At 71.4% G+C, this 26,514-nt stretch carries 29 protein-coding genes; 15 read left to right on the top strand and 14 right to left on the bottom strand.

Translation table 11 applies throughout. From position 1 onward, the window contains the following. The first annotated feature begins 242 nt into the window (after window positions 1-242). The 5 genes from OHB41_RS01995 (at window position 243) to OHB41_RS02015 (ending at window position 4,914) form a co-directional block, all read left to right on the top strand. Window positions 243-860 (top strand): TOPRIM nucleotidyl transferase/hydrolase domain-containing protein, encoded by a 618-nt coding sequence (locus OHB41_RS01995; protein ID WP_266696197.1) that lies wholly within the window; start codon window positions 243-245, stop codon window positions 858-860. A gap of 191 nt (window positions 861-1,051) precedes the next feature. Further along, complete coding sequence (locus OHB41_RS02000; RefSeq protein WP_266696198.1) at window positions 1,052-2,020, top strand: RNA polymerase sigma factor; 969 nt, start codon at window positions 1,052-1,054, stop codon at window positions 2,018-2,020. A gap of 85 nt (window positions 2,021-2,105) precedes the next feature. Then, window positions 2,106-3,011, top strand: a complete 906-nt coding sequence (locus OHB41_RS02005) for an alpha/beta fold hydrolase (protein ID WP_266696199.1) — start codon at window positions 2,106-2,108, stop codon at window positions 3,009-3,011. Between the two features lie 302 nt (window positions 3,012-3,313). Continuing rightward, window positions 3,314-3,721 (top strand): YciI family protein, encoded by a 408-nt coding sequence (locus OHB41_RS02010; RefSeq protein ID WP_266696200.1) that lies wholly within the window; start codon window positions 3,314-3,316, stop codon window positions 3,719-3,721. Window positions 3,722-3,729: 8 nt separating this feature from the next. Further along, window positions 3,730-4,914, top strand: coding sequence for an RNA polymerase sigma factor (locus OHB41_RS02015; protein ID WP_266705594.1), 1,185 nt, complete (start codon window positions 3,730-3,732; stop codon window positions 4,912-4,914). 277 nt (window positions 4,915-5,191) lie between these two features. Here OHB41_RS02015 and OHB41_RS02020 read toward each other — a convergent pair whose 3' ends face one another. Both OHB41_RS02020 and OHB41_RS02025 read right to left on the bottom strand, forming a co-directional pair. Next, entirely contained in the window at window positions 5,192-6,460 is a 1,269-nt protein-coding gene (locus OHB41_RS02020; RefSeq protein WP_266696201.1) for a SpoIIE family protein phosphatase, read from the bottom strand. Then, window positions 6,457-7,275: an alpha/beta fold hydrolase gene (locus OHB41_RS02025; RefSeq protein WP_266696202.1), complete on the bottom strand. Its 819-nt coding sequence runs from the start codon at window positions 7,273-7,275 to the stop codon at window positions 6,457-6,459. Before OHB41_RS02025 ends, OHB41_RS02020 begins: the two co-directional genes overlap by 4 nt. Window positions 7,276-7,570: 295 nt before the next feature. On the opposite strand from OHB41_RS02025, the gene OHB41_RS02030 reads away from it, so the two are divergent. Beyond that, window positions 7,571-8,077 (top strand): SPW repeat protein, encoded by a 507-nt coding sequence (locus OHB41_RS02030; protein ID WP_266696203.1) that lies wholly within the window; start codon window positions 7,571-7,573, stop codon window positions 8,075-8,077. 175 nt (window positions 8,078-8,252) lie between these two features. Here the strand turns inward: OHB41_RS02030 and OHB41_RS02035 are convergent, their stop codons facing one another. The 3 genes from OHB41_RS02035 to OHB41_RS02045 form a co-directional block, all read right to left on the bottom strand. Next, window positions 8,253-8,807 carry a type 1 glutamine amidotransferase domain-containing protein gene (locus OHB41_RS02035; RefSeq protein ID WP_266696204.1) on the bottom strand — a complete coding sequence of 185 codons (555 nt, stop codon included), beginning with the start codon at window positions 8,805-8,807 and terminating at the stop codon, window positions 8,253-8,255. A 117-nt stretch (window positions 8,808-8,924) separates the two neighbouring features. Then, the gene (locus tag OHB41_RS02040) at window positions 8,925-9,194 is read right to left on the bottom strand and encodes a DUF4190 domain-containing protein (RefSeq protein ID WP_266696205.1); all 270 of its coding nucleotides are present in this window, start codon (window positions 9,192-9,194) and stop codon (window positions 8,925-8,927) included. Further along, entirely contained in the window at window positions 9,191-9,385 is a 195-nt protein-coding gene (locus tag OHB41_RS02045) for a hypothetical protein (protein WP_266696206.1), read from the bottom strand. Before OHB41_RS02045 ends, OHB41_RS02040 begins: the two co-directional genes overlap by 4 nt. A gap of 259 nt (window positions 9,386-9,644) precedes the next feature. On the opposite strand from OHB41_RS02045, the gene OHB41_RS02050 reads away from it, so the two are divergent. Continuing rightward, entirely contained in the window at window positions 9,645-9,902 is a 258-nt protein-coding gene (locus OHB41_RS02050; protein ID WP_266696207.1) for a hypothetical protein, read from the top strand. Between the two features lie 89 nt (window positions 9,903-9,991). Here OHB41_RS02050 and OHB41_RS02055 read toward each other — a convergent pair whose 3' ends face one another. From OHB41_RS02055 to OHB41_RS02065, 3 genes are all read right to left on the bottom strand, one after another. Next, complete coding sequence (locus OHB41_RS02055) at window positions 9,992-10,663, bottom strand: HAD family hydrolase (RefSeq protein WP_266696208.1); 672 nt, start codon at window positions 10,661-10,663, stop codon at window positions 9,992-9,994. Between the two features lie 9 nt (window positions 10,664-10,672). Further along, a complete protein-coding gene (locus tag OHB41_RS02060) occupies window positions 10,673-11,638 on the bottom strand; it encodes an LLM class F420-dependent oxidoreductase (protein ID WP_266696209.1) in 966 nt (321 codons plus the stop codon). Between the two features lie 85 nt (window positions 11,639-11,723). Next, the gene (locus tag OHB41_RS02065) at window positions 11,724-12,077 is read right to left on the bottom strand and encodes a hypothetical protein (protein WP_266696210.1); all 354 of its coding nucleotides are present in this window, start codon (window positions 12,075-12,077) and stop codon (window positions 11,724-11,726) included. A 568-nt stretch (window positions 12,078-12,645) separates the two neighbouring features. On the opposite strand from OHB41_RS02065, the gene OHB41_RS02070 reads away from it, so the two are divergent. Next, window positions 12,646-13,797 (top strand): FUSC family protein, encoded by a 1,152-nt coding sequence (locus OHB41_RS02070; protein WP_266696211.1) that lies wholly within the window; start codon window positions 12,646-12,648, stop codon window positions 13,795-13,797. A 354-nt stretch (window positions 13,798-14,151) separates the two neighbouring features. After that, complete coding sequence (tal, locus tag OHB41_RS02075) at window positions 14,152-15,801, top strand: transaldolase (protein ID WP_323138344.1); 1,650 nt, start codon at window positions 14,152-14,154, stop codon at window positions 15,799-15,801. A gap of 28 nt (window positions 15,802-15,829) precedes the next feature. Here tal and OHB41_RS02080 read toward each other — a convergent pair whose 3' ends face one another. Beyond that, the gene (locus tag OHB41_RS02080) at window positions 15,830-15,949 is read right to left on the bottom strand and encodes an LPFR motif small protein (RefSeq protein ID WP_266696212.1); all 120 of its coding nucleotides are present in this window, start codon (window positions 15,947-15,949) and stop codon (window positions 15,830-15,832) included. 262 nt (window positions 15,950-16,211) lie between these two features. On the opposite strand from OHB41_RS02080, the gene OHB41_RS02085 reads away from it, so the two are divergent. Then, entirely contained in the window at window positions 16,212-16,712 is a 501-nt protein-coding gene (locus OHB41_RS02085) for an Asp23/Gls24 family envelope stress response protein (RefSeq protein WP_266696213.1), read from the top strand. A 69-nt stretch (window positions 16,713-16,781) separates the two neighbouring features. On the opposite strand, the gene OHB41_RS02090 is transcribed toward OHB41_RS02085, so the two are convergent. Genes OHB41_RS02090 through OHB41_RS02100 form a run of 3 tightly spaced genes read right to left on the bottom strand, consistent with a single transcriptional unit; the run spans window position 16,782 to window position 19,438 of the window. Further along, the gene (locus tag OHB41_RS02090; RefSeq protein ID WP_266696214.1) at window positions 16,782-17,795 is read right to left on the bottom strand and encodes an NAD(P)/FAD-dependent oxidoreductase; all 1,014 of its coding nucleotides are present in this window, start codon (window positions 17,793-17,795) and stop codon (window positions 16,782-16,784) included. Then, window positions 17,792-18,337, bottom strand: a complete 546-nt coding sequence (locus OHB41_RS02095; RefSeq protein ID WP_266696215.1) for an isoprenylcysteine carboxyl methyltransferase family protein — start codon at window positions 18,335-18,337, stop codon at window positions 17,792-17,794. Before OHB41_RS02095 ends, OHB41_RS02090 begins: the two co-directional genes overlap by 4 nt. A 42-nt stretch (window positions 18,338-18,379) precedes the next feature. Beyond that, the gene (locus tag OHB41_RS02100; RefSeq protein ID WP_266696216.1) at window positions 18,380-19,438 is read right to left on the bottom strand and encodes a type III polyketide synthase; all 1,059 of its coding nucleotides are present in this window, start codon (window positions 19,436-19,438) and stop codon (window positions 18,380-18,382) included. A gap of 327 nt (window positions 19,439-19,765) precedes the next feature. Here OHB41_RS02100 and OHB41_RS02105 point away from each other — a divergent pair, with 327 nt between their 5' ends. Both OHB41_RS02105 and OHB41_RS02110 read left to right on the top strand, forming a co-directional pair. Continuing rightward, window positions 19,766-20,635, top strand: coding sequence for a UbiA family prenyltransferase (locus OHB41_RS02105; RefSeq protein ID WP_266696217.1), 870 nt, complete (start codon window positions 19,766-19,768; stop codon window positions 20,633-20,635). 189 nt (window positions 20,636-20,824) lie between these two features. Beyond that, window positions 20,825-21,040, top strand: a complete 216-nt coding sequence (locus OHB41_RS02110) for a hypothetical protein (protein ID WP_266696218.1) — start codon at window positions 20,825-20,827, stop codon at window positions 21,038-21,040. A 14-nt stretch (window positions 21,041-21,054) separates the two neighbouring features. Here the strand turns inward: OHB41_RS02110 and OHB41_RS02115 are convergent, their stop codons facing one another. Then, window positions 21,055-21,663, bottom strand: a complete 609-nt coding sequence (locus OHB41_RS02115) for a TetR/AcrR family transcriptional regulator (RefSeq protein WP_266696219.1) — start codon at window positions 21,661-21,663, stop codon at window positions 21,055-21,057. A gap of 100 nt (window positions 21,664-21,763) precedes the next feature. Between OHB41_RS02115 and OHB41_RS02120 the strand changes: the two genes are divergently transcribed. Then, window positions 21,764-22,717 (top strand): NADP-dependent oxidoreductase, encoded by a 954-nt coding sequence (locus OHB41_RS02120; RefSeq protein WP_266696220.1) that lies wholly within the window; start codon window positions 21,764-21,766, stop codon window positions 22,715-22,717. 293 nt (window positions 22,718-23,010) lie between these two features. Then, complete coding sequence (locus tag OHB41_RS02125) at window positions 23,011-24,684, top strand: esterase-like activity of phytase family protein (protein ID WP_266696221.1); 1,674 nt, start codon at window positions 23,011-23,013, stop codon at window positions 24,682-24,684. A gap of 120 nt (window positions 24,685-24,804) precedes the next feature. Here the strand turns inward: OHB41_RS02125 and OHB41_RS02130 are convergent, their stop codons facing one another. Beyond that, window positions 24,805-25,632: an aldo/keto reductase gene (locus OHB41_RS02130; RefSeq protein WP_266696222.1), complete on the bottom strand. Its 828-nt coding sequence runs from the start codon at window positions 25,630-25,632 to the stop codon at window positions 24,805-24,807. A 169-nt stretch (window positions 25,633-25,801) separates the two neighbouring features. On the opposite strand from OHB41_RS02130, the gene OHB41_RS02135 reads away from it, so the two are divergent. Beyond that, on the top strand, window positions 25,802-26,494 hold the full coding sequence (locus OHB41_RS02135) for an HhH-GDP family DNA glycosylase (protein ID WP_266696223.1): 693 nt from the start codon (window positions 25,802-25,804) through the stop codon (window positions 26,492-26,494). Window positions 26,495-26,514: the final 20 nt, after the last annotated feature.

The following is a 26,514-nucleotide window of genomic DNA, read 5'->3' on the forward strand; positions in this document are numbered from 1 at the left end:
GAGGCGACAGTCGCTCGAGATGGTCCGAGTTGGGCCCCTGCCGATGACCAACACCGGTCTGAGTAAGGCCTACTGACGGTTCGACACGCGTCCGCCGACGCTCCGGGGAGGGCGTCCATGGGGGATCCTCCCAGGAGACGCGCTTCACCGGCCGCCCGGGCGGCGAGGGCACCGGGCGTCGCGGGCGGGGACGTCGCACAATTCCAGTGCCGTGCCGTCGGCCGGGGGTGCAGACTCGCTCCATGGCGGAGATGCGGGCGTTCCGGGACGCGGTCGGTGTCTGGGCGACCGGCGGTCCCGACGGGCCGGCGGGCGATCTGGCCGTACGACTGGGGATACGGACGGCCGTGCTGCTGGAAGGCCTGAGTGACCTCGCGGCCGTGGAGGCGCTGGCCGCCCGGTGTGGCCGGGACCTGGCCGCCGAGGGGGTGTGCGTCGTACCGATGGGCGGGGCGATGAGCGTCGGCCGCTACGCCGGCCTCCTCGGACCGCCCGGCCTCGGTCTGCGTCTGACCGGGCTGTGCGACGAGGGCGAGCGGGGCTTCTACGAACGCGGCCTGGAGCGGGCACGGGCGCCGTACGGGGGCTTCTTCGTGTGCGTTTCGGATCTGGAGGACGAACTCATCCGCGCGCTGGGCACAGCAAGGGTCGAGGAGATCATCCAGGCCGAGGGCGACCTCCGTGCCTGGCGGACCTTTCTGCGCCAGCCCGCACACCACGGTCGGCCCCGGCCACAGCAGTTGCGGCGCTTCCTCGGCACGAAGCGAGGCCGCAAGATCCGCTACGGCCGCCTCCTCGTCGAGGCCCTCGACCCCCACCGGATACCGACCCCGCTCGACGGCCTCCTCACGAGCCTGTGAACCGGTGGACGAGGTGGGCCGCGGTGACGACCCTGCTGGAGCGCGGGCCGTCGGTGAGTTGACCGGATGACGCCGTCCGGTCGGGCTCCGTCCCGCACGCCGACGCCTGTCCCGGTGTCCGTCGCACGGAGGGGAACCCGGCAACCCCGTAGTACGGTCACGCACGACGGCGGGCGCGGGAAGAGGAATCCATGAACCAGAACTCAGGTGAAGCCGTACATCTCGAGGACGCGGTGCTCACGCGCGCGGCACAGGCGGGTGAGGTCAGCGCCCTGGGGCTGCTGCTGGAACGGCACCGGGCGGGTATGCGCGCGGTGGCGCTGAGCATCCTCGGGCCGGGGCCCGACGTCGATGACGTGGTCCAGGACGCGGCCGTGACCGCGCTGCGCCGCGTGCGGGACGTCCGCGACCCGGCGGCCGTGGGCGCCTGGCTACGGATGATCGTGCGCAACGCCAGCCGGTCCCTGTTGCGCGCCTCCGTTCCCTCCCTGCCGATCGACGATCTGCAGGTGCCCTCCACGGACACCGCTCCGGAACGCTGGCTGGAGCACCACACGATGCGCAACTGGATCTGGGAGGCCGTGGAGGAGCTCTCTCCCACGCTGCGCCTGCCCCTGATCCTGCGCCACTTCAGCACCACCGTCACCTCCTACGAGCGGATAGCCGACGCCTGCGGGGTCCCGGTCGGCACGGTCCGCAGCCGGCTCAGCCAAGGACGGGCCAGGCTCGCGACCGCTCTCGCAGCCACGGCGGACGCCCCGCACGGCGACACCGCACAGCGCGTCCGCGCCAGCCGTGCCGAGGCACACGAGACACTGGCCGCCGCCGAGAGCGGACGCTTCGGCGCGCTGATGACGGAGCGCTGGTCGCCCGAGATCGCCCTGCTCAGGGGGAACGAGCCGGTGGGCGGCAGGAACGTCCTGGCACGCGGCATGGACGGTGATCTGGAGGCCGGTGTACGCCAGCGCCTCGTCCACACCGTGGCCGGCCGCTCCCTCGTCGTCTGGGAGATGGACCTCCTCAACCCCGCGGACAACCCCGAACACTGCCCGCCCTCGGTGGCCTGGCTGATGACCCTGGACGACGCCGGTCGTCCGCACCGGCTGCGCCTCCTGCACCCCAGGCCGGTGCGGGCCCTCCAGTCGCTCGCCCCGATGTGACGGGCATCACGTGCCCCGGATCGAACTTCGTCCTCTCCCCCGCGTCCTGCCGGTGTCATCGACACCTGCCGGACACGGAGACCCCATGACCACCTTCGAGACGAACCCCCTGGCCGCCGGAACCCACACCGTCGAGATCGACGGAGTCGCACAGCGCTATCACGTCCACGGCACTGGGCCGGTGTGCGTCGCGCATTCCGGCGGACCGGGCATCGACTGGGCGTACCTGCGCACGCCCGCGCTGGAGCGGCACCTGACGATGGTGTACCCCGAGCCGATCGGGAGCGGCGCCTCCGGCCGTCTGCCCTCCCACCCCCACGGCTACACCCGGGCCCGCTACAGCCGGTTCCTCGGCGCGCTGATCGAACACCTCGGCGCCCCCGAGGTGCACCTCCTGGGTCACTCGCACGGCGGCTTCGTCGTCCAGTACCACGCCCTGCACCACCCTGAGCGCGTCGCCGGGGTGATCCTCTACGAGAGCGCACCACTGACCGGGCCCGAACACGGCGCCGAGGCCATGCGCCTGGTGCGGCTGTTCGCGGCACGCCACGCCGGCCATCCCGGGCTCCCCGAGGTCCTGGCGTCTTTCCAGGCCGTCCCCACCATCTCCGACGACGTACGGATGACCGCGGTCGCCAAGGGGCTGCTGCCCTCTTACTTCGCCGACTACTGGGGCCGGGAGGAGGAGTTCGCCCCCTTCCGCGCCTCGGTGCGGGCCGCCCACATCTCGGGGCTGGACGCGAACCTCTCCCCCGACGTCATCGACGACCGTGAGGACCTCGGCTCGTTCTCCGTGCCGGCTCTCGTCGTCGTCGGCCGGCATGACGTCATCTGCGGGGTGCGGTGGGCGGAGGAACTGCACCGACTGATTCCCGGATCGGACCTGCTGATCCTGGAGAACAGCGGGCACTTCGGTCACCTCGAGGAACCGGAGGCCTTCGCCCGGGCGGTGACCCGGTTCGTGACCGCCGCAGCGCCCAGCAGGGCCTGACGATCCCGTCGGCCCCGCCCGTCGCACACCTGAAGGCCTGTTGAAGGCGAAACGTCCTGTCGTCCTGGCCGGCCGGCCAGGACGGCGGCGCGGGCGCGGTGCGCACTTGTTGCGGGTCCGCAGCACGGGTTGCGGGTGCGCACCGCGCCAGGCCGACCTTGCGCCGGCCATCCGGACCGGACCACGGTCCCCTCAAAAAAATGCTTCCCGGTCAGCTCGGCGATGTCGAGAATCCGTGACCTGCTCCGTCCCTGCATCGAACGCGTCCACAATGGGTCGCACCAGCACCGAGGAGAACCACGATGGCCAAGTACCTGCTGCTCAAGCACTACCGCGGCGCCCCCGCTCCGGCCAACGACGTGCCCATGGACCAGTGGACGCCTGAGGAGATCTCGGCCCACGTGCAGTACATGCGCGACTTCGCGGACCGTCTCGAGGAGACCGGCGAATTCGTCGACAGCCAGGCGCTCTCCCCCGAGGGGACCTTCGTCCGGTACGACGGCGAGGGTCGGCCGCCGGTCACCGACGGCCCCTTCGCCGAGACCAAGGACCTCATCGCCGGCTGGATGGTGATCGACGTCGACACCTACGAGCGCGCCGTCGAGCTGGCCGGCGAACTGTCGGCCGCCCCCGGGGCGGGCGGCAAGCCGATCCACGAGTGGCTCGAGCTGCGTCCGTTCCTGGGCGTGCACCCCACCGTCACCGAATGAGCTCTCCGGTGGACGAGGTTCTGCTCCGTAGCCTCACGCCCAGCGTGCTCGGGATCCTCGTCCGCCGCGGAGCCGACTTCGCGGCGGCCGAGGACGCCGTGCAGGACGCGCTGGTCGAGGCGGTCCGGGTCTGGCCGGACACCCCGCCCCGGGATCCGAAGGGCTGGCTGGTCACCGTGGCCTGGCGCCGGTTCCTCGACGCGACCCGGGCGGACGCCGCCCGCCGCCGGCGCGAGGAGTCCGTCGACAGGGAGCCGGCGCCCGGTCCCGCGCCCGCGGCGGACGACACGCTCCAGCTCTACTTCCTGTGCGCGCACCCGTCGCTGACGCCGTCGTCCGCGGTCGCGCTCACGCTGCGCGCCGTGGGCGGGCTGACCACCCGCCAGATCGCCCAGGCCTACCTCGTGCCCGAGGCGACCATGGCACAGCGCATCAGCCGGGCCAAGCGCACCGTCTCCGGCGCCGGGGTATCCCCAACTCGAGCGAAGACGAGGGCTGGGGGAAGGTTCGACCGGCCCGGCGACGTCGCCACCGTGCTGCGGGTCCTCTATCTGGTCTTCAACGAGGGCTACTCGGGCGACGTCGACCTCGCCGCCGAGGCCATCCGGCTCACCCGGCAGCTCGCGGCCGCGATCGACCACCCCGAGGTGGCTGGGCTGCTCGCCCTCATGCTGCTGCACCACGCCCGGCGCGCCGCCCGGACCGCGCCCGACGGCAGTCTCGTGCCGCTCGCCGAGCAGGACCGCGGCCGGTGGGACACCGAGTCGATCTCCGAGGGTGTCGCGATCCTCCAGGCTGCCCTCGCCCGCGACCGGCTGGGCGAGTTCCAGACCCAGGCGGCCATCGCGGCACTCCACGCCGACGCGCCCACCGCCGAGGGGACCGACTGGGTGCAGATCGTCGAGTGGTACGACGAACTCGCGCGCCTGACCGACAGCCCGGTCGTCCGGCTCAACCGAGCGGTGGCCGTCGGCGAGGCCGACGGACCGCGCGCCGGTCTGGCGGCACTCAAGGCGCTGGACGACTCGCTGCCCCGCCACACCGCGGCGGCGGCCTACCTCCACGAGCGTGTCGGCGACCTGGCGACCGCCGCACGGCTGTACGCCGAGGCGGCCCGAAAGGCACCCGACCTCGCCGAACGCGATCACCTGACACGCCAGGCCGCCCGGCTCAACGCCCGCGGGCGTCGCTGAGGTCTCGTTCGTCGTACGCGCCCGCAGCCCTCGGCGCCCTGGCGTCCAGGCCACTGCGGGCGCGCGGCAGCCGGAACTTCCGCATGGTCCGGCTGACGGGCGTCTTCCCCACCCACCGCGCTTCGGGTGCCCGGCCAACGGCGGCGTGCCGACCCGGTGCGAGGACCAGCCCGGGCAGCGGGCCGCCCGCGTCCGGAGCAGTGTGGCGGTTCGGATCACCGGCCGGTCGATGACCGGGCGGCAGGGGTGTGGCGGCCAGGGATGGCCGGTTCGCGGATCAGGGCTGCTCGTCACCGGTCGATCGGGGGACGTTGAGGGCCAGTACGGCCGCGTCGTCGTCCACACCGGTACCGAAGGTGTCGAGCAGGTCCCGGATCGCGGCCACGGCGTCATGAGCGGTGGTGGGTGCCAGTTCCTGCGCGAACTCCAGGAGGGCCTCGTCGCCGTAGCGGCGGCCGGCGCTCGCGGAGTGGGCTTCGGTGAGGCCGTCGGTGGTCAGGAGCAGCGTGTCGCCGGGGTCGAGGCGGACCGTGGTGGTGCGGATGCGGGCGTCGGGCAGCGCACCGATCAACTGGCCGCCGACCGTGGGCAGGAAGTCGGCCCGGCCGTCCGCGCGCAACAGCAGGGCCGGAGGGTGACCCCCGCTCGCCAGGCTGACCCTGAAGCCGCGCGCCTCGCCGTCGGGGGTGAGCAGGCCGAAGATGACGGTACAGAACCGCGGATCCTGGCCGTGATACTCGTGGTTCAGGACGGTGTTGAGATTGGTGAGCACGGCAGCCGGGTCGGGGTCGTACACAGCGGCCGCGCGGAGTGTGTAGCGGGCCAGGGAGGTGACGGCTGCGGCTGCCGCGCCTTTCCCGCAGACGTCGCCCAGGAAGAATCCCCAGGTCCCGGCGGACAGAGGGAACAGGTCGTAGAAGTCGCCGCCGACCTCGTCGGCGGAGGCGACATGGTAGTGCGCGGCGACGTCGAGACCGGGCACGCCGACCAGGGTGGGCGGCAGAAGCGTCTGCTGCAGGGTGACGTTCAGACGCTTGAGACGTTCGCGTTCCCGATCCGATTCCTGGCGGGCGCGCAGGAGCTCGACCTCGTACGCACGGCGGTCGCGGGCGTCGAAGACGGTGGTCCGGATCAGCAGGGGCTCCCCGCCGGTGCCCGTACGGATGGTGGAGGTCACCAGGACCGGCAGACGGCTGCCGTCGGCGGCTCTGAGTTCCAGGGCGACGCCGCTGATCTCGCCCTGCATGCGCAGCAGCGGAGCGAAGTGGGTCTCGTGGTAGAGGCGACCGCCCACGGTGAGCAGGTCGGAGAACTTCCTGCGGCCCACCAGGTCGGCGCTGGTGTAGCCGAGCCAGTCCAGCAACGTGGTGTTGAACTTCGCGATGAGGCCGTCCAGCGTGGTGGAGAGGTAACCGCACGGCGCGTGTTCGTACAGATCCTCGACGCTGTCCTCCAGCAGCGCCGAGAACATCGCGTGGTCGTCGCCCAGCCGACCCTGCGGGATCGAATTCTCGCTCCGCTCGTTGCCGTCGGGCCCGCACGTCATCGGCCGGGCCCGGCGAAGGCCGCGATGGCGGCAGCGGTCTCCGCGGGGGCGGCGAGCTGCGGGCAGTGACCGGTGGCGTTCAGCGTGACGAGGCGACTGCCCGGAATCCGCGACCGCACGAAGACATCCACCTCCGGCGGCGCGATCGCGTCGCCGGAACACTGCGCGACCAGGGTCGGAACCCGCACCCGGGCGAGGTCCTCGCGATTGTCGGACAGGAACGTCACCCGGGCGAAGCTGCGGGCGATGTCCGGGTCGGTGCGGCAGAAGCTGTTGGTCAGCTCCTCGCCCAGTTCGGGGCGGTCGGGATTGCCCGCGATCACCGGGGCCATGGCACCCGACCAGCCCAGATAGTTCGCGTCCAGCGACTCGAGCCGTTCCTCGATGTCCTGGGCGCTGAATCCTCCCCTGTATCCGGAGGCCCGGTCGTCGATGAAACACGGTGACGGGGCGAGGAGGACGAGGCCGGCGAACGCGTCCGGCTCCCGTTCCGCGGCGAGAACACCCATCATCGCGCTCACGGAGTGGCCCACGGACGTCACGGGCCCGAGCGCAAGATCACGGCAGATGTCCAGGACGTCCTCGGCATAACCACTCGTCGTGGAGTAGCGCTGCTCGCTCCACGACGACAGGTCCGAGCGCCCAGCTCCGACGTGATCGAAGAGCACCACGGTGAAATCGGGCGCCAGAAGCGGCACCACGAGCCGCCACATGTTCTGGTCGCACCCGAATCCGTGCGCGAGCATCACCACCGGGGCATCGGGGCGGCCGGTCACCGTCACATGGTTCCTGCTCCGCACGTCCCTACCGGACATCCTCGCAGAGCGGCCCGAGGCCCCAAGCGCCCAGCGCCTCCGCTCACCGCGCCACGGCGCCCCCACGAAGCGGGGTCGGGCGATCACCCGCGTACTGCGACGACGAGCCGGCGGCGGGGCCACACACGGGAGGCAAGGGGTAAAGACTGCCGCGCCCCCAGGTGACGTGGAGTGACCATATCGACACCCGCGTTCACCTACCCTCCCGCCAGAGCGAGAGATATGTCCGTTTTAAGTATTTACGTAGACCTTATGGGTAGATGGTGGATGTATCTCCTCTCCCTTGGAGGCCATCATGGCGTCAACCCATCACGCGCCCATCGAAGAACACCCCGACCTCGTGGAGCTGCGCGCCCGGCACGACCGCGCCGCCACCACCCCACGCGCCCAGATGATCGAGGCCCTGGCCCTCATCACCGGCCTGTACCTCGCCGCGTCCCCCTGGATATGCGGCTTCAACGGTGCCACCACGCTCACGGTGACCAACCTGATCGCCGGTATCGCCTACATGCTGCTCCTGGGAGGCCTCGGCAGTTCCTACGAGCGCACCCACTCCATGGCCTGGGCCGCCGCCGTGATCGGCATCTGGACCTGTGTCGCCCCCTGGGTCGTCGCCGGCGACGTCGCCCACACCCGATCCATCACCAGCAACCTCATCACCGGCGCCGTCGCGACCCTCATCGCCGTCGCCGCCGCTGTTGCCACCACCTCCGCCGCCCGCGGCCACACCGAGGGCCGCCGCGGCAGCACCCGCAACCAGGACGACCGCCGTGCCATGCCACTGGGACGCGACGACCGCTGACTCGCCGGATCCCCGCACCACCGCCAGGAGGACCGCACGCCCTCCGCCTCCTGGCGGCTACGGATGCCGTGGGCACGGTCCGCCGCCATCGGACGACGTGTCGGCCAGGTCTTCGCGCCCGGTGCCGACGCGAAGACCTGCCCGCGCGGGCTCTGTGGCCGAGGGGGTGCGCCCGTCAGGACGCTTTCTTCGGTGACGCCTTCGCGAACTCCGCCAGGAACGCCTCACGGAACGCCTTCAGGTCATCCGGCCTGCGGCTGGTGATCAGGACGTTCGGGCCCTGGTCGCAGACGTGCACCTGCTCGTCGACCCAGGTGCCGCCCGCGTTGCGGATGTCCGTCTGCAGACTCGGCCACGAAGTGAGCACGCGGCCCAGGACGACGCCCGCTTCGACCAGTGTCCAGGCGGCATGGCAGATCGCGGCCACGGGCCGGCCCTGGTCGAAGAAGTCGCGAACGAAGGAGACCGCCCCTTCGTCGAGGCGCAGCGCGTCCGGGTTGGCGACGCCACCGGGCAACACGAGGCCGTCGAAGGACGTGGCCGAGACGTCGGCGACGACCTGGTCGACGGGGAAGGTGTCCGCCTTGTCCAGATGGTTGAAGGCCTGGATCCGGCCGGGCTTCGTCGACACGAGAACGGGCTCACCGCCTGCCTCGGTCACCGCCTCCCAGGGCTCGGTGAGTTCGATCTGCTCGACGCCCTCCGGCGCCGTCAAGAATGCGATGCGCATGGTTGCTGTTCTCCTTTCGCGGCCCCGTCAACGGGCCTTGTCCGCGGACGACTTCCGGGGTGCACCGATCACGGTGGTGATGCCTGCGACATGGCCGTGCCGTGGTCCGGCATGCGCTCAGAGGTGCCAGGCGACGGTGTTGTCGGCCGCGGTCACCAGGGCGAGCACGATCAGATCTGTGGCACCCAGCAGGATCCCGAGGTACGCCCGATGGCGGTGGGTGGTGCCGCGGTGCAGGGCGACAAGCCCGAGAACGACGGCGGTCGGGCCCAGGACCAGGTTGAAGACCAGCAGACCGACCAGGCCGAGAATGAAGGATGCCGCGGCCAGACTGTACGGGTCGCGACGCCATGACGCCTGCGCGGTCTCGGGAACGGGCCGGCTCACCGGGCCTCCTCTCCGCTGTAGGAAGCGGGCTTCCGCGCCGTGCCGTTGTCGCCACGGTGCCTCCGCAGACCGTAGACGAGCAACCAGCAGCCGATGGCCGTGGAGGCCGCCAGCGTGACGGGGAGCGGCAGGTGCGCCGCAGCACCCACCACGACTCCGAGGAGAAGGAAAGCGGCGACGAGGAAGAGCATGTGTCTCCTTTCGGATGGTGCAGGGCATCGCGGACGAATGATCGCCAGTGTCACGGGTGCCCCGGGTGCCACCCAGGAAACTCTCCGCCGCTCCTGTTCAAGCGCACCGCCGACCCGAACTCCGCGACGTCGCACGCCGGTTGCGGTCGGCTGGTCGGTGGCCTGGCACGACGCCCCGCGGGCACGGCAGAACCCGTTTGCACGAGTCCGTCGTGCGCCTCGTCCCCGGTCGGCAGGACAGGCGATTAAATACCGGAACATGACTACAGAGCCGCAGCGCTTCCACGTCCTGGTGGTCCCCGAACACGTCGAAAACGGAGGCGGTGCCTCGGTGGAGGAGTCCGCCGTGCGCTCAGCGGTGGTCGAGGCGACGGGCGAGACCGGCGCCTCGGGCTACCCCCGCTACGCCGGGGACGGGATCGTGGCCGACATCGACCCCCGAACACGTACGGTCGAGGCGGTGCTGGTCGACGGGGCTGAACTGGACTACGGGCTGAACGTCAGGGTCGCCTCCTGACCGGTCCTGTTCTCCCGGTGACGCGGGCGTACCCCAGGGCGCTTCCCGCCCGATGACGCGGGCGTACCCCAGGGCACTTCCCGCCGCGGTCACTCCTGGTCGGCGAAGACGCTGGTATCCAGGTGTTCGAGGAGGTCGGCGGGGTCCCGGTACACCGCGCGGGCACCCGCCGCCTCCAGGTCCGCGCGCGGGAGCCCGCCGGACAGTACCGCGACGGGGGTCACCCCGTCGCGTGCGGCGGCCTTCATGTCCCAGACGGTGTCGCCGACGAACACGGCCCTTCCGCTCGGTACGCCCGCCAGGGCTCTGGCCTCGGCGACGGGATCAGGAGCGGGCTTGCCGTCGGCGACGTCGTCCGCGCTGGCCGACCCGAGGATGACGTCGTCCGCGTCGATGGCCCTGCGCAGGGCGGCGAGTTCCGCGCCACCCGCCGAGGTGGCCAGTACGATCTCCCACCCTCGCGCCGCCAGGGCGCGCAGCAGGTCGGCCGCCGAGTCGAGTGGCGGCAGCCGGTCGAAGTACGTGGCATAGAGGGCGTGGTGGGCCGCGGTGAGCTGCTCGTCGCCGTCCCGGTCGCGGTCCTCGCCGAGCAGATGGTCGATCAGGTCCCCTCCGCTGAGGCCCACGGCCCGGTGGATCTCACGCATGGGAACCCGGTGGCCCGCCTGCCGGAAGGCCTCCCACCAGGTGACGACATGCAGGTGGTTGGTGTCGACCAGCGTTCCGTCGACATCGAAGATCGCAGCACGTTTCGTGGTCATCTCGGCCTTTCACAGATCGCGCAGGGCGGGGAGCAGCTTCTGCTGGGCCCACTCCAGGTACGGTTCCTGGTGGTCCCCGCCGATCTGGACGAGGGCGACCTCGGTGAACCCCGCATCCACGTAGGGGGCGACGGCCTCGACGACGGCGTCCACGTCGTCGCCGCAGGGAATGGACCGGGCCACGTCCTCGGGCCGTACGAACTGGGTGGCACCGGTGAATCCGGCGGGTCCGGGGAGTTCGGAGTTGACCGGCCAGCCGCTGCCGAACCAGCGGAACTGGTCGTGGGCGCGGGCGATCGCCGCGTCGCGGTCGGTGTCGTAACAGATCGGCAGCTGACCGACCTTGGGCTTGCCCGCGCCGCCGTGTCGGTCGAACGCGGAGATCAGGCCGGGTTCGGGTTCCGTGGCGATCAGGAGGTCGGCAAGGTGACCGGCGAGTTCGCACGAGCGGTCACCGGAGACGGCGACGCCGATCGGCGGGGGCACGTCGGGCAGATCCCACAACTTGGCGTTCTCGACGTCGAAGTGGGCACCGTGACGGCTGACGGATCCTCCCGCGAAGAGCGAGCGGATGATCTCCACCGCCTCCTCGAGCTTCTCCAGCCGCACCTGCGCGGCGGGCCATCCGCCTCCCACCACGTGCTCGTTGAGGTTCTCCCCGGAGCCGAGTCCCAGGCGGAAGCGTCCCTGTGAGAGGAGTTGCATGGTGGCGGCCTTCTGGGCGACCACCACCGGGTGGTAGCGGGTCGTCGGGCACGTCACGTAGGTCATCAGGGGAATGCGTTCGGTGGCCTGCGCCGCGGCACCGAGGACGCTCCATGCGTAGGGGGCGTGCCCCTGGGACTCCAGCCAGGGGAAGTAGTGATCGGACGTGACCGAGAAGTCGAATCCGGCGCGTTCGGCTCCGACCACGTGGCCGACGAGCTCTCGCGGACCGGCCTGCTCGGTCATCATCGTGTAGCCGATCTGGACCATGGCGCTCTTCTCCTCGTGGGTCGGCCGTGCGAGCGGTGCTGCGGAGGGGCGGGCGGTCAGCGCGCCGCGATGTCGGAGTCCTGCCTCACTGCGGCTTCGTCCGCAGCTGCAGATCGACCTCCTTCTCCTGGTCACCCGACGCCGTGCCCTGCTCGTGCACGGCGAATGCGGCGCTCAGGGCTTCACAGAGCTGGTCCACGGCGACGTACCCGCCCTGCAGCGTGGCGGTGAGCGGACCCTCGAGCGGGGTCGGCCCGGCGGGCATGCTCAGGCGCTCCCGTGTCGGCTCGAACTCCGCGGTCCACACGACGGAGTGACCGGCCTCCTGCTCCTGGGGCATGTCGCCGGCGGCCCGGTCGGTGGGAAAAGCCGTCCGCAGAACATCGAAGACGGCGGCAGCGTCCTCCTGGGACGCTCCGGTGAGGGACACGGTGACCATCGGAGTCACACTCCTTCTCGCTGGGGTAGGACGGTGGTTCTGCTGACGTACGACGGCGTACTCGGGGCTCCGCGGAGGTGATCGGGTCCGCCGGTCACGGGCGGCCACGCGGTACGCGAGCTTCGGGCGAACGGACTCGCGTCCACAGTCGCCGCCGTCCCTCCCAGCGTCCCCCGCCGGAGCTCCCGGGGCACGCGGAGCGCCCGACGGGCGGTCGTGGAACCGGATACGACGACGTCCACTGACGCGGGACGAGGCACTCCTGCGGCCGCCGCTCGCGTCCGTACCAGCGGCCACCCGAGGCGCAGGTACCCCGGCAGTCGGCGATGATGCCATCGATCGAAGCCCCCCTCGGGGCCGGCCAGTAGCCGCGCAGGTTCCCGAGGGGTCCGCCTCGGCCCGGTGCGACCGCCGCTTCCAGAGCACGTCGGCGCATCCGGATCGTGCCGCTGGGAATGCGCACCTCACCTGGCCTTCACGTCCTCTCCGTCTCACTCACAGCAGGGGAGGCCCCGACACGTTTGTGACGCACCGGCCGGGCAAACGGCACGGTGGAGGTGGTGCCCCCGTGCCGAAGTGGGATTGCGCGCCCGGAAAAGTGAAGGTGGCCGTCCTGGGGGCAGCCGGTTACGTTCGGCAGGCGGTGCGGGCCCCGGGCGGCGAGCGGGACGACCTGCTCCTCGGTGTGAAGACCGTCGTCGCGGCCATGATCGCGTGGATGCTGACCCGCCAGTTCCTGCCGCCGGCGGTCGCCACGTTCGCTCCGTTCACCGCCATGGTGACGTTGCAGGCGACCTTGTACCGCTCGCTGCGCGACTGTGTGCAATACCTGGTGGCGATATCGGTCGGAGCCACTCTCGCCGCGGCGCTGGCGGCCGTCGCGGGCATCCACGGCTGGACGTTCGGCCTGCTCACCCTGGTCGCGCTCTGGCTGGGCCGGGTGAAGCGGCTTGGTCAGCACGGCACACAGGTCGCCGTCGTGGGCTTCTTCGCCTTCTCCTCGGGAGCAGGGCGCATCGACTACATCGGCCATCTGGCCGCGTCCGTCGTCATCGGCGCGCTCTGCGGACTCGTCGCCCATCTCGCCCTCGTTCCCGCCCGCCACACCCGTCATCGCCAGGAGGCCGCCGCCGACCTGTTCACCGGCATGAGCCGGCGCGTCGACAGCCTGGCCGACGCCTTCGACGGGGAGACCCCCGGTCGGGACCAGGTGCGGCAGTGGCGCCAGGCCTGGCTCAGCGCCTCCGGCGACTGCGAGGCCCTGCACCGCAGCATCGGGGCGGAGGAGGAGAACGGTCTCCTCAACCCACGCCGGAGTGTCGGTGGGGCCGCCGAAGCGCTTTCCCGGGCCCGCGACGCCGTCACGGTCGCCCAGCAGTGCCTGGACCATCTGCGGTCCATCACACGCACCCTGGACCACGCCATCGACAGCCAGGAACTCGAGAAGCTGCCTACGGCCTTCCGCTCCGGCCTCGGCTCCCTGCTGCGGACAGTGGCCACCGCGATGGAGGAGATGGGCAAGACCTCCCTCACCGACTCGGGCCGTCTCTCCGAGCTGATCGACGAGGCCGCAGACGAACTCGACATCATCCAGCAAGGACTTCTGTCGGGCCCGGGACCCCAGCGGGCAGCGCCCACGTTGCAGGGCACCCTTCTCACCGACGCGGCCCGCCTCCTGGCCGAACTCCGCTCGGACCGTCCGGCGCTGAGCCTGCGCTGAACCCTCCCGATCGGCCGGCGCCGTGCACGGAAACGCCTGCCGTCGTCCCGGCATGATGCCCGGGCGGAGGGGTACTCGCCGTTCTCGACCAGTTCCCCACCACTTGCAAGGGTTTGTCGTGGCCATTCAGCGCCAAGTGATCGAACGGCCTCCCACCGCCGGCCGGCCGGAAGCGGTCGCCCGGGACCGGCGCTCGTCGCCCTAGCCACGGCAGCCGGCGGCCCGACCACCACGTCTCGCCACCCCGACACCAGGTACGAACCCTTTCCGCCCCGCCCACTCCCCCGGGCATCAGCCGACGAGCACGCACAGCAGGCGTGCCGACCGGCGCCGCACATCTTCTGGAGGTACCGCATGTCTCATTCCCCCGTGTCGGATCCGCTCGCCGAGCTGTCCGCAGCAGGCGTCTCGGTCTGGCTGGACGACCTGTCCCGTGAGCTGCTGGCCGGGGGTGAGCTGGAGAAACTGATCGCGGACAAGCATGTCGTAGGGGTCACGACGAACCCCACGATCTTCGCCTCCGCGCTCTCCAAAGGGGACCGCTACAGCGAGCAACTGCGCCTGCTGGGCGGCAAGGGCGTGAGCGTCGACGACGCCGTCCTCGCCCTCACCACCGACGACGTACGGGCCGCCTGCCAGACGTTCGGCCCTGTGCACCTGCGCACCGGCGGGACCGACGGGCGGGTCTCCATCGAGGTCGACCCCCGCCTGGCACGGGACAGCGATGCCACGATCGACCAGGCACGGAAACTGTGGGAGACCGTCGACCGGCCGAATCTTCTGGTCAAGATCCCGGCCACCCGCGAGGGACTGGCCGCGATCACCGCCGTCGTCGCCCAGGGCATCAGCGTCAACGTCACGCTGATCTTCTCCCTGGACCGCTATCGCGCGGTGATGGACGCCTACCTGACCGGACTGGAGCAGGCCCAGGCCGCCGGCCACGACCTGGCGGACATCCACTCCGTCGCCTCGTTCTTCGTCTCCCGCGTCGACACCGAGGTCGACCGCCGCCTCGACGCCCTCGGCACCCCCGAGGCCCAGGCGCTCAAGGGCAAAGCCGCGATCGCCAACGCCCGGCTCGCCCACCAGGCCTATGCGGAGATGACCGCCGGGTCCCGCTGGCAGGCCCTCGCCGCGGCCGGCGCCCGCCCGCAGCGGCCTCTGTGGGCGTCCACCGGGGTCAAGAACCCGGCGTACCCCGACACGATGTACGTCAGTGAACTCGTCATCGCGGGCACCGTGAACACCATGCCCGGCAGCACGCTGACGGCGTTCGCCGACCACGGCACCCTGCCCTCCGACGCGCCGGCCGCCGATGACTACGCCGCCTCGACAGCCCACTTCGAGGCGCTGCGACGCGCAGGAGTCGACTTCACGGACGTCACGGACACCCTCGAACGCGAAGGGCTCGCCAAGTTCGAGGACAGCTGGAGCGAACTCACCGCCTCGGTGGACCGCGAGATGCGTGCCGTCTCCACCGACGAGCCGGGTTCCCGCCCGTCCCCGAAGAAGTCGGCGGGCGCAGACCTGCTGGCGATCTACCTCAACGACCACCTGGCCGGCGCGACCGCCGGACTGGAACTCTTCCGACGGGCCGCACAGACGCAGAAGGACCAGGAACACGGCACCACGCTGGCGGAACTCGCCCACGCGGTGGAGCAGGACCGTGACTCGCTGACGCAGATCATGACCGACCTGGGAGTGTCGACCGACCACGCGAAGGTGGCCCTCGGCTGGTTCGCCGAGAAGGCGGGCCGCATCAAGCCCAACGGCCATCTCTTCTCCCGCTCCCCGCTCAGCGACGTCCTGGAGCTGGAGTCCATGCTGCTGGGTGTCCAGGCCAAGTCGGCATGCTGGCGGGTCCTGCGGGCCCTGGCGGACTCCGACGAGCGACTTTTCGTCGAACACCTGGACGAACTTCTGGAGCGGGCCGAGCGTCAGGCCGCCACACTGGAAGGGTTGCGTCTCACCGTGGCCGGACCCGTCTTCCGGTCCGCGCACTGACGCCTGTCATGCGCCCTCGCCCCGGTCGTCAGGGCGCTGAACGGGAGGCCCCGCCGAACAGCCGGGCGAGCGCCCTGAACGGCAGGGTCACGACGGTGGCGGTCGCACTGCCGACGGTTCGGAGCACATCGGCGACGGCACGGAACATGAGGACCTCCAGATGATACGTCTCGGGAATCCGGACGCCGGGTACCCCACGCGGTGCGCGAACTCCGGGGGCCGCGGACCACGACGCCTCCGAAGTGCTCGGAACGGATGGCCGCACGGCCGCCCCCCCCAGCCCTGGCCGGGCGCACGATCGACCGACGGCGGGACCCCAGCGGCTTCGACCATGACGGCGTCATCGAGGAAACCGGCTTAATGTGGAAATTCGGACGGCAGGTTCCTCTCTCGGAAAGGGACGACCCGCTATGACCGACACCGGAGAGCCCGAGGCGTCCCGTGGCATGTTCACGGGGAACGCCATCAGCAAGGACGTCCGCGCGACGCGTGACGACGACCGCGACCACGGTGCTCAGGGCCGGACCACCATCGCCGATGGTGTGGTCGAGAAGATCGCTGGAACGGCAGCCCGTGAAGTGATCGGCGTCCATGCCTTGGGCAGCGGAATCGCCCGGGCCTTCGGCGCCGCGCGGGAACGCGTGCCCGGCACCGCCAAGTCCGTCTCACGTGGGGTCAAGGTCGAAGTCGGCGAGACGCAGACGGCCATCGATCTGGAGATCGTCGTCGACTACGGCGTCTCCATCCAGGACGTGACGGGCGCCGTGCGGGAGGGCGTGATCTCCGCCGTCGAATGGATGACGGGCTTGGAGACCGTCGAGGTCAACATCGCGGTCAGCGACGTGAAGCTTCCCGACGAACCCGAGGAGGAGGACGAGGACCGGGAGGAGGCGCCGTCGCCGCTGCGGTAGCCGGTGGCCGGCCGGCAACACATGCCGCGCGAGCAGCACAGGAGGACCCCGTTGGCGGCGCGGGCGCTCCTATTGCAGTGCGCGGACAGCGGCCGAGAACAGCAGGGGCATCCGGGACGCCGCGGGGACGATGAGGCGGGCGGTGGCGGGACGGCGGCTCGCGGCCAGCAGGGCTCCGGTCAGCAGCCTGTGACGCCGGGTCAGTCGCACCCAGGCTCGCTCGTACGCGCCCGGTCGCCCGGCGACCAGGCAGTGGACGGCGGCCCCGGCCGACGCCAACGCGAGGGCGACGCCCTCCCCGGTCAGCGCGTCCAGGTAACCCGCGGCGTCGCCGACGAGCAGGACACGGCCGGCGACCCGGCGCCGCACCCGCTGCAACAACGGTCCCGCGCCGCGTACCTCCGTCGCGACCGGCCCGCGCAGCGACGCCGTGAGAGCCGGGAAGCCGGCCAGGTGATCGTCGTAGCCGCGACGGCTGTCGCTGAGGACCGCGACGCCCACCAGGTCGTCGCCGACCGGGGTCACGTAGGCCTCGCCGTGCCGCGACCAGTGGACCTCGACGAAGTCCGTCCACGGCTCGGCGCGGTAGTGCCGGCGCAGCCCGTACCGGCCGCGGGGACGGCCCGGCAGTTCCAGCCCCAGGCTTCGGCGCACCGGGGAGTGCAGGCCGTCGGCGGCGATCAGCCAACGGGCCGTGATCCCGGCGGCGGTGACCGTGTCCGCGCTCTGGTGAACCTCGCCGACCTTGCCGGGCAGCATGCGCACGCCGAGGGCGAGGGCGCGCCGGTGCAGTGCGGAGTGCAGCGCGGTACGGCGGATCCCCAGCCCTCCGAGGCCGCGGAAGGAGGCTTCGGCCCGCGCGGCGCCGTCCAGGTACCGGATGCCGCGCAGTTCGCGGCCGGTGACCTCGACGCCCAGTCCTCGCAGGGCGGCGACACCGCCGGGCATGACACCTTCTCCGCAGGCCTTGTCCACGGGCGCTGTCCGCGGTTCGACCACGACGGCCTCCAGACCGGCGAGCGCGGCGTGGATCGCGGCGGCCAGACCGGCCGGCCCGCCGCCGCCCACGAGTACGTCGATCACGCGGGCGCGGGCGTGGTCGAGGACGGTGTGGTCGCGGTGGCCAGCGCGCGGTTCTCGCAGCGGATGCGCACGGTGAGCAGCGCGGCGTTGAGCACGGTGAACGCGGCCGCGGTGATCCAGGCGGTGTGCACCAGGGGCAGCGCCACGCCCTCGGCGACGACGGCCACATAGTTCGGATGCCGCAGCCACCGCCGGCGGTAGGGGCCGCTCGTCACCAGCGGCAGGCCGGGAACGACGATCACCCGGGTGTTCCAACGGGGTCCCAGGGTGCGGACGCACCACCACCGCAGTCCCTGGGCGGCCGGCAGCAGGGCCAGCATCGGCCAGGCCAGGGCGGGCAGAAAGGGCCGGCCGGCCAGCCACACCTCGGCCAGGCAGCCGACCAGCAGACCGGTGTGGAGGGCGACCATCGCCGGATAGTGACCCTGCCCGGTCACCGTGGCGCCGCGGGCGGTGCTCCAGCGCGCGTTGCGGCGGGCGACGACGAGTTCGGCGACACGCTCGGCGGCGACTGCGGCCAGCAGTAGTCCGTACCAGATCATGTGTCCCGTGTCCTCCTGTCCTGTGGGTTCGACGGGCCGGGCCTACCAGCGCAACAGGACGAGTTCACAGGCGAAGCCCGGCCCCATCGCCAGCAGCACACCTGCCGTGCCCGGCGGCGGGCGGCGTTCGGCCAGGGTGTCGCGCAGTACGTGGAGCACCGAGGACGAGGACAGGTTGCCCACGTCCGCCAGGTGACGCCAGGTCACGTCGAGCGCGTCGTCGGGGAGATCGAGGGCCTCGGTGACGGCCTGCAGGACCTTGGGGCCGCCGGGGTGGCACACCCAGGCGGTCACGTCCTTGGGCTTCAGACCGTGGTCGCCGAGGAATCCCTCGACGTCGTCGGCGAGGTAGCGGCGCACCACATCGGGGACCCGCGGGTCGAGGACCACCTGGAAGCCGGAGTCCCTGATGTCCCACCCCATGACGCGCCCGGTGTCCGGATACAGGTGGCTGCGTGTGTCCACGATCGTGGGGCCGTCGGTCCCGCCCTTGCGGTTCGCGCCGTGGGCGACGACAGCAGCGGCCCCGTCGCCGAACAGTCCGGTGGCGACCATGTTGGCCATGGAGGCGTCGTCGCGCTGGAAGGTGAGCGAACACAGCTCGACCGACAGCAGTACCGCCACGTCGTCGGGCCGGCCCAGCAGGTGGTCGTGCATGCGGGCCAGGCCCGCGGCGCCGCCGGCGCAGCCCAGACCGAACAGGGGCAGTCTCTTGACGTCCGGCCGCAGTCCGACGCGGCCGGCCAGTCGCGCGTCGATCGAGGGCGTGGCGATGCCGGTGACGGAGGTGAAGACCAGCAGGTCGACGTCGGCCGCGGAGTGGCCGGCCAGGTGCAGCGCGTCTCGCACGGCCTTGGCGCCCAGGTCGGTGGCGGCGGCGATGAAGACGTCGTTGGCGGCGCCGAATCCGTCGAGTTCCCCGTACCGTTCGAGCGGCAACGTCATGTGGCGCGAGCGGACCTGCGCGCTGCGGTGCAACCGGTCGAGGACCCGGCGGTCGGTGCCCGCGGGCAGACAGGTGCGGGCCACCATGTCGGTGATCTCGGACTGGGTGCGACGGTGCGGTGCGAGGGCACCGTGAACGGCGGCGATCCGCGTCATTTGCTTCCCGTCCGGTTACCGACTGGGGTGGTCTGTTCTGCACGTGTTCCCCGGACCGGTGCTCCGCCACCACGGATCGCCCGTCCGGCCGTCCGTCCCCGGGCGCGTGCGGAAGCCGGACGAGATGACGGTCCCGCCGCCCGGGCTCGTCGTGCGCCCGCGGATCAGGTCAGGCCTCCCCCGCAGCTCCTGCTCCAGGCAGCGGCGCCGTTTCCCGGCCACGGCTTTCCCGGCCACGGCTTCCTGACCACGCCGTGCTCGGACCCCGTTCGCGGGCCACGGCAAGGACACTGAAGCAACGGGTCCGGGACGCCTACGATCGAGCGGATGGGCACTTACGAGGAGCCGACGGCCCGCCGCGCGGCCACGAGTTGGACCGACCGGGTGGGTGGCCTGGCCCGGGCGTGCCACCCAGGACCCGTGGTGGCGGTCACCGCCCTGACGGCCGCGCTGGCCGTGACCGCGGGTCAGGGTGTCGCGCGCTGTGCCCTGACCACCGCCGCGGTGGTGACCGGGCAGCTGTCCATCGGCTGGTGCAACGACGCGTTCGACGCGCGCCGGGACATCGCCGCAGGGCGCCGGGGCAAACCTGTCGTCGACGGCACGGTGGGCGTGACGCAGGTGTGGGTGGCCGCGTATGCCGCACTGGCGTTGTGCGTACCGCTGTCGTTCGGCTGTGGCCTGCGGGCGGGCGTCGCGCACCTGGCCGGAGTGGCGGCGGCATGGGCGTACGACCTGCGGCTCAAGGCGACGATGTGGTCCTGGGTGCCGTACGCGGTGGGTTTCGCCGCGCTCCCGGCGTTCGTGGCGCTGGGGCTGCCCGGGCAGCCGTGGCCGGCCTGGTGGCTGGTCACCGCCGGGGCGTTACTGGGGGTCGGCGCCCACCTGGGCGATGTGCTGCCGGACATCCGCGGAGACCTGGCGACAGGAGTACGGGGGTGGCCGCAGCGGCTGGGTCCGGACGGTGCGCGACTGCTGCTGCCGGTGCCGCTGGTGGCCGCGTCCGCGGTTCTGGCGCTGGGACCCGCCGGACCGTCGGGCAGGTGGGGAGTGGCGGCCCTCGCGGTGGCGGGCCTGGTCGCGGTGGCGGGAACGGCGCTGGGGCGCCGCCGGGAGCGGGCGGCGTTCGCGGCAGCGGTGGCCGTGGCGGTGGTGGACGTGGCGTTGCTGCTTCTGCGCGGCACCGGGATCGCCTGATCGGGCCCGCGCCCGGCGGGGTGGCGGCGGGAGTTCCTTCCATCCGGCCTGAACACCACCCGTGCGGGTCACCGTTCGAAGCGGGTGGTTCCTGCCGGCGCCGCGTGAGCGGCCCGCGTCCGGGGTGACGGCGCTGTCGAGGAGCAGTCCGGCGTGCGGCCCGGGCCCGCGCCCCACACGCTGGGAGCCATGGCCTCCCCCCAGCCCGTGATCGTGTATCCGCCCGGCGAAGACGGCGGCCGACGTGTCCGCGTGGGCGAGCAGTTTCTCGGCATGGCGTACGGGCTGCTCGACGTCGCGGACTTTCTGCGGCGAGCGGGCCTGGAGGAGGCGGACGAGCAGCTGGTCGCGACGTCCGGGTCGATCGAGTGGCGGGGTGGCGGCCCGGAGATGTGGGAGCACTGACCTGCCCTACGCCCTCAGCCCTCGCTCACGTCACCCGGACCATTTCGCCCTCCGGTCCGTGCCGAGGTCTCCCAGGGACGGAGGCCGGTCAGGAGGAGGTCGACGAGGCGGTGGAGGGCGGTGGCGGGGCGGGTGGGGCGGAAGGAGGCGATGGCGGCGAGACAGACGCGTACGTCGTCCACGGAGACGTCGGAGCGGACGGCACCGGCGGCGCGGGCGCGATCGACGAGGTGCCGCAGTGCTCGCGCCTGCTCGCGGCGGTCCGCGGCGAAGGCGGTCGCCGCCGGGTGGGGCCCGAACAGTGCCTCGTTCAGCCCGCGGTCCCGCAGCCGGTGCTCCGCGAAGCCGCGGACGGTGCCGCTGAGCGCGCGCCAGGGGTCCGGCTCGTCGAGGGCGGCACGCATGTCCGCGCGGCACGCCGCCACGTGCTCCGCGAGTGCCGCCGTGACCAGGTCGGCGCGGGTCGGGAAGTGCCGGTGGACCGTGGCGACGCCCAGACCGGCGCGGCGGGCGATCTCCCGCATCGGCAGGTCGAGTCCTTCGTCGGCGAACGCGGCGCGCGCGACCGCGACGATGTGCCGGCGGTTGTGCGCCGCGTCCATCCGTGTTTTCCGAGTCACCACGGTTCCCGCACCTCTCACTTCGGACCGATCCGGAACACCTGCTCCACATCCATGTCTACCGTGAGGCGGCGCCCGGGAGGTCCGGGCCGGAGAGGTGATCATGCGCGCAGTACAGTTCGACCGGTTCGGTCCCCCGGAGGTGCTCGGCGTCGGATCCGGGCCGGAGCCGCACGCGGGTGCGGGCGAGGTGCGGATCGCGGTCCGGACCAGCGGGGTGTCACCGGTAGACCTCGCGCTGCGGAGCGGGGACTCGCCTTCGCGGGACGGCCTCGGCCTGCCGCACATCCCCGGCGTGGACGCGGCCGGGGTGATCGACGAGGTCGGCGCGGGCGTCCGGGGCTTCGCGGTCGGCGACGAGGTGTTCGGCGCGGTCGACGTCGCCCGGCTGGGCGGGGCGAGCGCGGAGTTCGCCGTGCTGGCGTTCTGGGCGGCGAAGCCGGCCGCCCTGCCCTGGGAGCAGGCGGGCGCCGCGGCGACGGGGGTCGAGACGGCGACCCGGGCACTGGACCTGCTCGGCGTGGGCGAGGAGCGGGGCACGACGCTGCTGATCGACGGTGCGGCGGGCGGCGTCGGGAGCATCGCCGTGCAGTTGGCGGCGGCGCGCGGTGCCCGCGTGATCGGGACCGGTCGCCCCGGCAGCCAGGACTTTCTCGAGGGTCTCGGCGCGATCCCGGTCGCCTTCGGACCCGGCCTGGCCGAACGGGTCCGCGCGCTCGGCATCCCACGGATCGACCGCGCGCTCGACGTCGCCGGGGCCGGCTCGCTCGACGACCTCATCGCCCTCACCGGCGGTCCGGAACCGGTGGTCACGCTCGCGGACTTCACAGGTCCGGGCCGCGGAGTACGCCTCTCACTGGGTCGCTACGGCGGCCAGCCGGACGGGTGCCACGGGCTCGCGCTCGCCGCGAACCTCGCCGAGCGGGGGCGTTTCCGCGTACCCGTCCAGGCCGTCTTTCCCGCCCGCCGTGCGGCCGAGGCGCACACTGCCGCGGCGACGGGCCCGCGCCGCGGCAAAACCGTCCTCGATCTCGCCGGACTCACGGCCGACGTCTGACACCGATCCCGGGATCGGTGTCAGACACCGATTCCGGGATGGGTGTCCGACACCAGTCGCCCGCCGACGTCCGACGTCGACTCCCGGGCCCAGCCCGGCACCGCCGACCAGTCGTCGGCCCAGGACTCCCTCGGGGCAGCAACGCACCGCCGTCGGGAGGCTCTTCCGCGAGGGGGCGCCACGACCCCTCGCCATCCGATTTGATCGAAAAGTTGCGAAGAGCCGGTTCTTTCTGAATCGAGGTTTCACCAAATACCCCCTCAGAGTTCATCATTGACCGACAAGTTCTGCGTGTGACTTCAAGACCCTTCTCCCGCAAGCCCACCCGAATCGCCGTAGCGATCGGTGCCACCGTCGCAGCCGTGGGCGCAGGCACGGTCGCGGCCCAGGCCGGAGGCTGGCTCTCAGCCCCGTCCCACGACTTCGGCACGGTCTCCGACTCCTTCTCCGGTCATGGCACACTGACCGGCAACGTTCTGCGGAACGACAACGGCGCGACCGCGGTCGTGCGGCACACCGACCCGTCCAACGGCAAGGTGACGGTGAACGCGGACGGCACGTTCTCGTACATCCCGAAGTCCGGCTTCACGGGCACGGACACCTTCACCTACACGGCCACCGACGCGGTTCAGCTGTTCAAGGACACTCAGGCGAACGGGACTCCCATCCCGCCGCTGGAGCAGGTCGCCGGTCCGGGCGGCACCACCACCAAGATCTCCGGTGAGGGCTTCGGCTCGTCGCTCACGCCGGTGCCGGGCAGGTCGGGCCACTTCTACGGCCTCACCGACCGCGGCCCCAACGCCGACGCCCCGGACGGCAACAAGTCCGAGATGGTGCTCGACTTCACGCCCGAGATCGGCGAGTTCAAGCTCGTCGACGGCAAGGCCCAGCTCATCAGGAAGGTCACTCTGAAGGGGCCGAAGAGCCTCGGTGGCGTGTCGTACAGCGGTCGCCCGCCGCACGACACGAGCGAGACGATCGACGACGTCGCCGCCACGAACGCCAACGGCGGTACCCCCACCCCCGTGGCCAGGGACCCCTACGGCTACGACTCCGAGGGCCTGGTGGCGCTGCCGGACGGCACGTTCTGGGTGTCGGACGAGTACGGTCCGTACATCACCCACTTCGACGCGCACGGCTACGAGTTGGGCCGGCTGACCCCGTACAGGAACAGCCCGGACAACGCGTACCACAAGGTCCTCGGCTACCTGCCGGCCGAGCTCGCCAACCGGTCGAAGAACAAGGGCATGGAAGGCCTGACGGTCACGCCGGACGGCTCGACCCTGGTAGGGGTCATGCAGGCCGCGTTGCAGCAGCCGGATCTCGGCAGCACGAAGGCCGGCAATGTCGCGGCCACTCGTATCGTCACGATCGATCTGCGCACGTACAAGTCCAAGCAGTACCTGTACCTGCTGGACAACCCGGCTACCACGGGCGCCGCCAACAGCGAGATCACCGCGCTGTCCAGCACGAGGTTCCTGGTGGACGAGCGCGACGGCAACTTCGAGCCGTTCGCCCAGAAGACTCTCTACGAGGTCGACATCAACGGCGCCACCGACGTCAGCGGCCTGACGATCGGCGGCAAGTCGCCCGAGGCCCTCGTCGGGACGGCCGGCACCAACGCCGCTCTCACGTCGCTGACCGGTGCCGGCGTCCATGTCGCGCAGAAGCAGCCGTACCTCAACGTCGGCACGCTGGTGAGCCAGCTCGACCCCAGCGGTGCGTTCTTCGGCCACGACAAGGTCGAGGGCGTGGCCACCGCGAACTCCGGCAAGACGCTGTACCTGTCCAACGACGACGACTTCGGCATCGACACCATCGCCGTCGACCCCGACGGGAAGTGGACGGTGCACCAGAAGGTGCTGCCGCCCACGGGGCAGGAGGACAACGGCGAGATCCTGAAGGTGGACACCACCAAGCTGCCGGCGGTCCTGAAGACCGTCACGGTGACGATCCACGTGCGCTGACGCACGTCACAGCCGTCGGGCTCGTCCACTCAGGTGGACGAGCCCGTCCCATGACCTGGGATCCTCACCTGCCGGTCACCGCCCGGGAGTGACGCTCCGGACCGCCGAAGACGCCTGTTCTCAGCCGTTGAAGCGGTCCGGGTCGGGGCCGGTCCGCTCGTCGCGGTTCAGCGCGGAGATCTCACCGATGTCGCCTTCGCCGAGTTCGAAGTCGAAGAGGTCGAGATTCTCCTCGATGCGCTTCTGGGTCACCGACTTGGGGAAGACGATGTCCCCGCGCTGGATGTGCCAGCGCAGGGTCACCTGGGCGGGTGACTTGCCCACCCGCTCGGCGATGCGCCTGATGGTCGGGTCGTCGAGCACCTTGCCCTGCGCGATGGGCGACCAGGCCTCGGTGGCGATGTCGTGTTCGGCGCCGAAGGCCCTGACGTCGTCCTGGGTGAGGTAGGGGTGGACCTCGATCTGGTTGACCGCGGGGACCACGTCGCTGCTTTCCAGGAGTCGACGCAGGTGGTGGGGCTGGAAGTTGGAGACCCCGATGGCCTTGGTGCGGCCGGACCGGTAGATCTCCTCCAGGGCCTTCCAGGTCTCCACGAAGTCGCCCTTGCCGGGCAGCGGCCAGTGGATGAGGAAGAGGTCCAGGTAGTCGAGACCCAGCTCCTCCATGGTGCGGTCGAACGCCTGTAGCGCGTCGTCGTGCGCGTGGGCGCCGTTGTCGAGCTTGCTGGTCACGAAGACGTCGGCACGGTCGAGACCGGAGTCGCGGACCGCTTGCCCGACCTCCTTCTCGTTGCCGTACATTTCCGCCGTGTCGATGTGCCGGTAGCCGGCTTCCAGCGCGGCCAGCGTCGTCTCCCGGGTCTCCTCCGGCGGGATCTGGAAGGTGCCGAAGCCGAGCTGGGGGATCCGCACCGCGTTGTTGAGGGTGATCGCGGGGACTGCAGTCACGATGACTCCTGATATCGCTGTTCTCACGGACCGAGCGGATGCACGTCCACGCTGCTCCCCTTCCACCTCCGCCGCAAAACATACGTATGGTCGACTTTGTACACAGGAGGCATACGACGCACTCGGGAAAGCCTGTCGACCCACCTCGACACGTTGAAGCGAGGGGCCCATGACCGCGAAGACCGACGCGAAGACCGACAGGAAGTCCGCCGCGAAGCCGACCGGCGCAACGGACGAAGCGGTGGTGCGCGCGCTGTTGGACCGGCAGCGGCGCACCTATACGGCGCAGGCGGGGATCCGGCTGCGCAACACCCCGGCCCCGCTGTATCAGACGCTCGTACTCGCCGTACTCCTCAGCGCCCGCATCAGGGCCGACATCGCGGTGGCAGCGGCCAAGGCGCTGTTCGGCGCCGGAATGCGCACCCCGAAGTCGATGGCGGACGCGTCCTGGCAGCAGCGCGTCGACGCCCTCGGCGAGGGCGGTTACCGTCGCTACGACGAGCGGACGTCCACGATGCTCGGCAAGGGCGCCGAGCTGCTGCTCGAACGCTACGGCGGCGATCTGCGCCGGCTGCGCGAGGAGGCCGACCCGAAGAAGGCCCTGATGGACACACCCGGGATCGGACCCACAGGGGCCGACATCTTCTTGCGCGCCGTGCAGGGCGTGTGGCCGGAGTTCGCGCCGTACATCGACGCCAAGGCCCTGGAGGGCGCCCGACGGCTCGGGCTGCCCGCCTCGCCCGAGAAACTGGGCGGCCTCGCCGGGAGCCGCGAGATGCCGCGGCTGGCGGACGGCCTGGTCCACGCGGCCCTCGACGGACCGCTGGCCGACGAGGTGCTCGTCGCCGCCGAGGGAGCCTGAAGGACCCCCTTCCCCGGCAC

Origin of the sequence: Streptomyces sp. NBC_01571 (assembly GCF_026339875.1) — a bacterium.
Lineage (GTDB): Bacteria > Actinomycetota > Actinomycetes > Streptomycetales > Streptomycetaceae > Streptomyces.

Bases quoted from the DNA above. Each gene is read 5' to 3' on its own strand.
- OHB41_RS01995 (WP_266696197.1), top strand. From the start codon at position 243: ATGGCGGAGATGCGGGCGTTCCGGGACGCGGTCGGTGTCTGGGCGACC.
- OHB41_RS02000 (WP_266696198.1), top strand. From the start codon at position 1,052: ATGAACCAGAACTCAGGTGAAGCCGTACATCTCGAGGACGCGGTGCTC.
- OHB41_RS02005 (WP_266696199.1), top strand. From the start codon at position 2,106: ATGACCACCTTCGAGACGAACCCCCTGGCCGCCGGAACCCACACCGTC.
- OHB41_RS02010 (WP_266696200.1), top strand. From the start codon at position 3,314: ATGGCCAAGTACCTGCTGCTCAAGCACTACCGCGGCGCCCCCGCTCCG.
- OHB41_RS02020 (WP_266696201.1), bottom strand. From the start codon at position 6,460: ATGACGTGCGGGCCCGACGGCAACGAGCGGAGCGAGAATTCGATCCCG.
- OHB41_RS02025 (WP_266696202.1), bottom strand. From the start codon at position 7,275: ATGTCCGGTAGGGACGTGCGGAGCAGGAACCATGTGACGGTGACCGGC.
- OHB41_RS02030 (WP_266696203.1), top strand. From the start codon at position 7,571: ATGGCGTCAACCCATCACGCGCCCATCGAAGAACACCCCGACCTCGTG.
- OHB41_RS02035 (WP_266696204.1), bottom strand. From the start codon at position 8,807: ATGCGCATCGCATTCTTGACGGCGCCGGAGGGCGTCGAGCAGATCGAA.
- OHB41_RS02045 (WP_266696206.1), bottom strand. From the start codon at position 9,385: ATGCTCTTCCTCGTCGCCGCTTTCCTTCTCCTCGGAGTCGTGGTGGGT.
- OHB41_RS02050 (WP_266696207.1), top strand. From the start codon at position 9,645: ATGACTACAGAGCCGCAGCGCTTCCACGTCCTGGTGGTCCCCGAACAC.
- OHB41_RS02055 (WP_266696208.1), bottom strand. From the start codon at position 10,663: ATGACCACGAAACGTGCTGCGATCTTCGATGTCGACGGAACGCTGGTC.
- OHB41_RS02060 (WP_266696209.1), bottom strand. From the start codon at position 11,638: ATGGTCCAGATCGGCTACACGATGATGACCGAGCAGGCCGGTCCGCGA.
- OHB41_RS02065 (WP_266696210.1), bottom strand. From the start codon at position 12,077: ATGGTCACCGTGTCCCTCACCGGAGCGTCCCAGGAGGACGCTGCCGCC.
- tal (WP_323138344.1), top strand. From the start codon at position 14,152: ATGTCTCATTCCCCCGTGTCGGATCCGCTCGCCGAGCTGTCCGCAGCA.
- OHB41_RS02080 (WP_266696212.1), bottom strand. From the start codon at position 15,949: ATGTTCCGTGCCGTCGCCGATGTGCTCCGAACCGTCGGCAGTGCGACC.
- OHB41_RS02085 (WP_266696213.1), top strand. From the start codon at position 16,212: ATGACCGACACCGGAGAGCCCGAGGCGTCCCGTGGCATGTTCACGGGG.
- OHB41_RS02095 (WP_266696215.1), bottom strand. From the start codon at position 18,337: ATGATCTGGTACGGACTACTGCTGGCCGCAGTCGCCGCCGAGCGTGTC.
- OHB41_RS02100 (WP_266696216.1), bottom strand. From the start codon at position 19,438: ATGACGCGGATCGCCGCCGTTCACGGTGCCCTCGCACCGCACCGTCGC.
- OHB41_RS02105 (WP_266696217.1), top strand. From the start codon at position 19,766: ATGGGCACTTACGAGGAGCCGACGGCCCGCCGCGCGGCCACGAGTTGG.
- OHB41_RS02110 (WP_266696218.1), top strand. From the start codon at position 20,825: ATGGCCTCCCCCCAGCCCGTGATCGTGTATCCGCCCGGCGAAGACGGC.
- OHB41_RS02120 (WP_266696220.1), top strand. From the start codon at position 21,764: ATGCGCGCAGTACAGTTCGACCGGTTCGGTCCCCCGGAGGTGCTCGGC.
- OHB41_RS02135 (WP_266696223.1), top strand. From the start codon at position 25,802: ATGACCGCGAAGACCGACGCGAAGACCGACAGGAAGTCCGCCGCGAAG.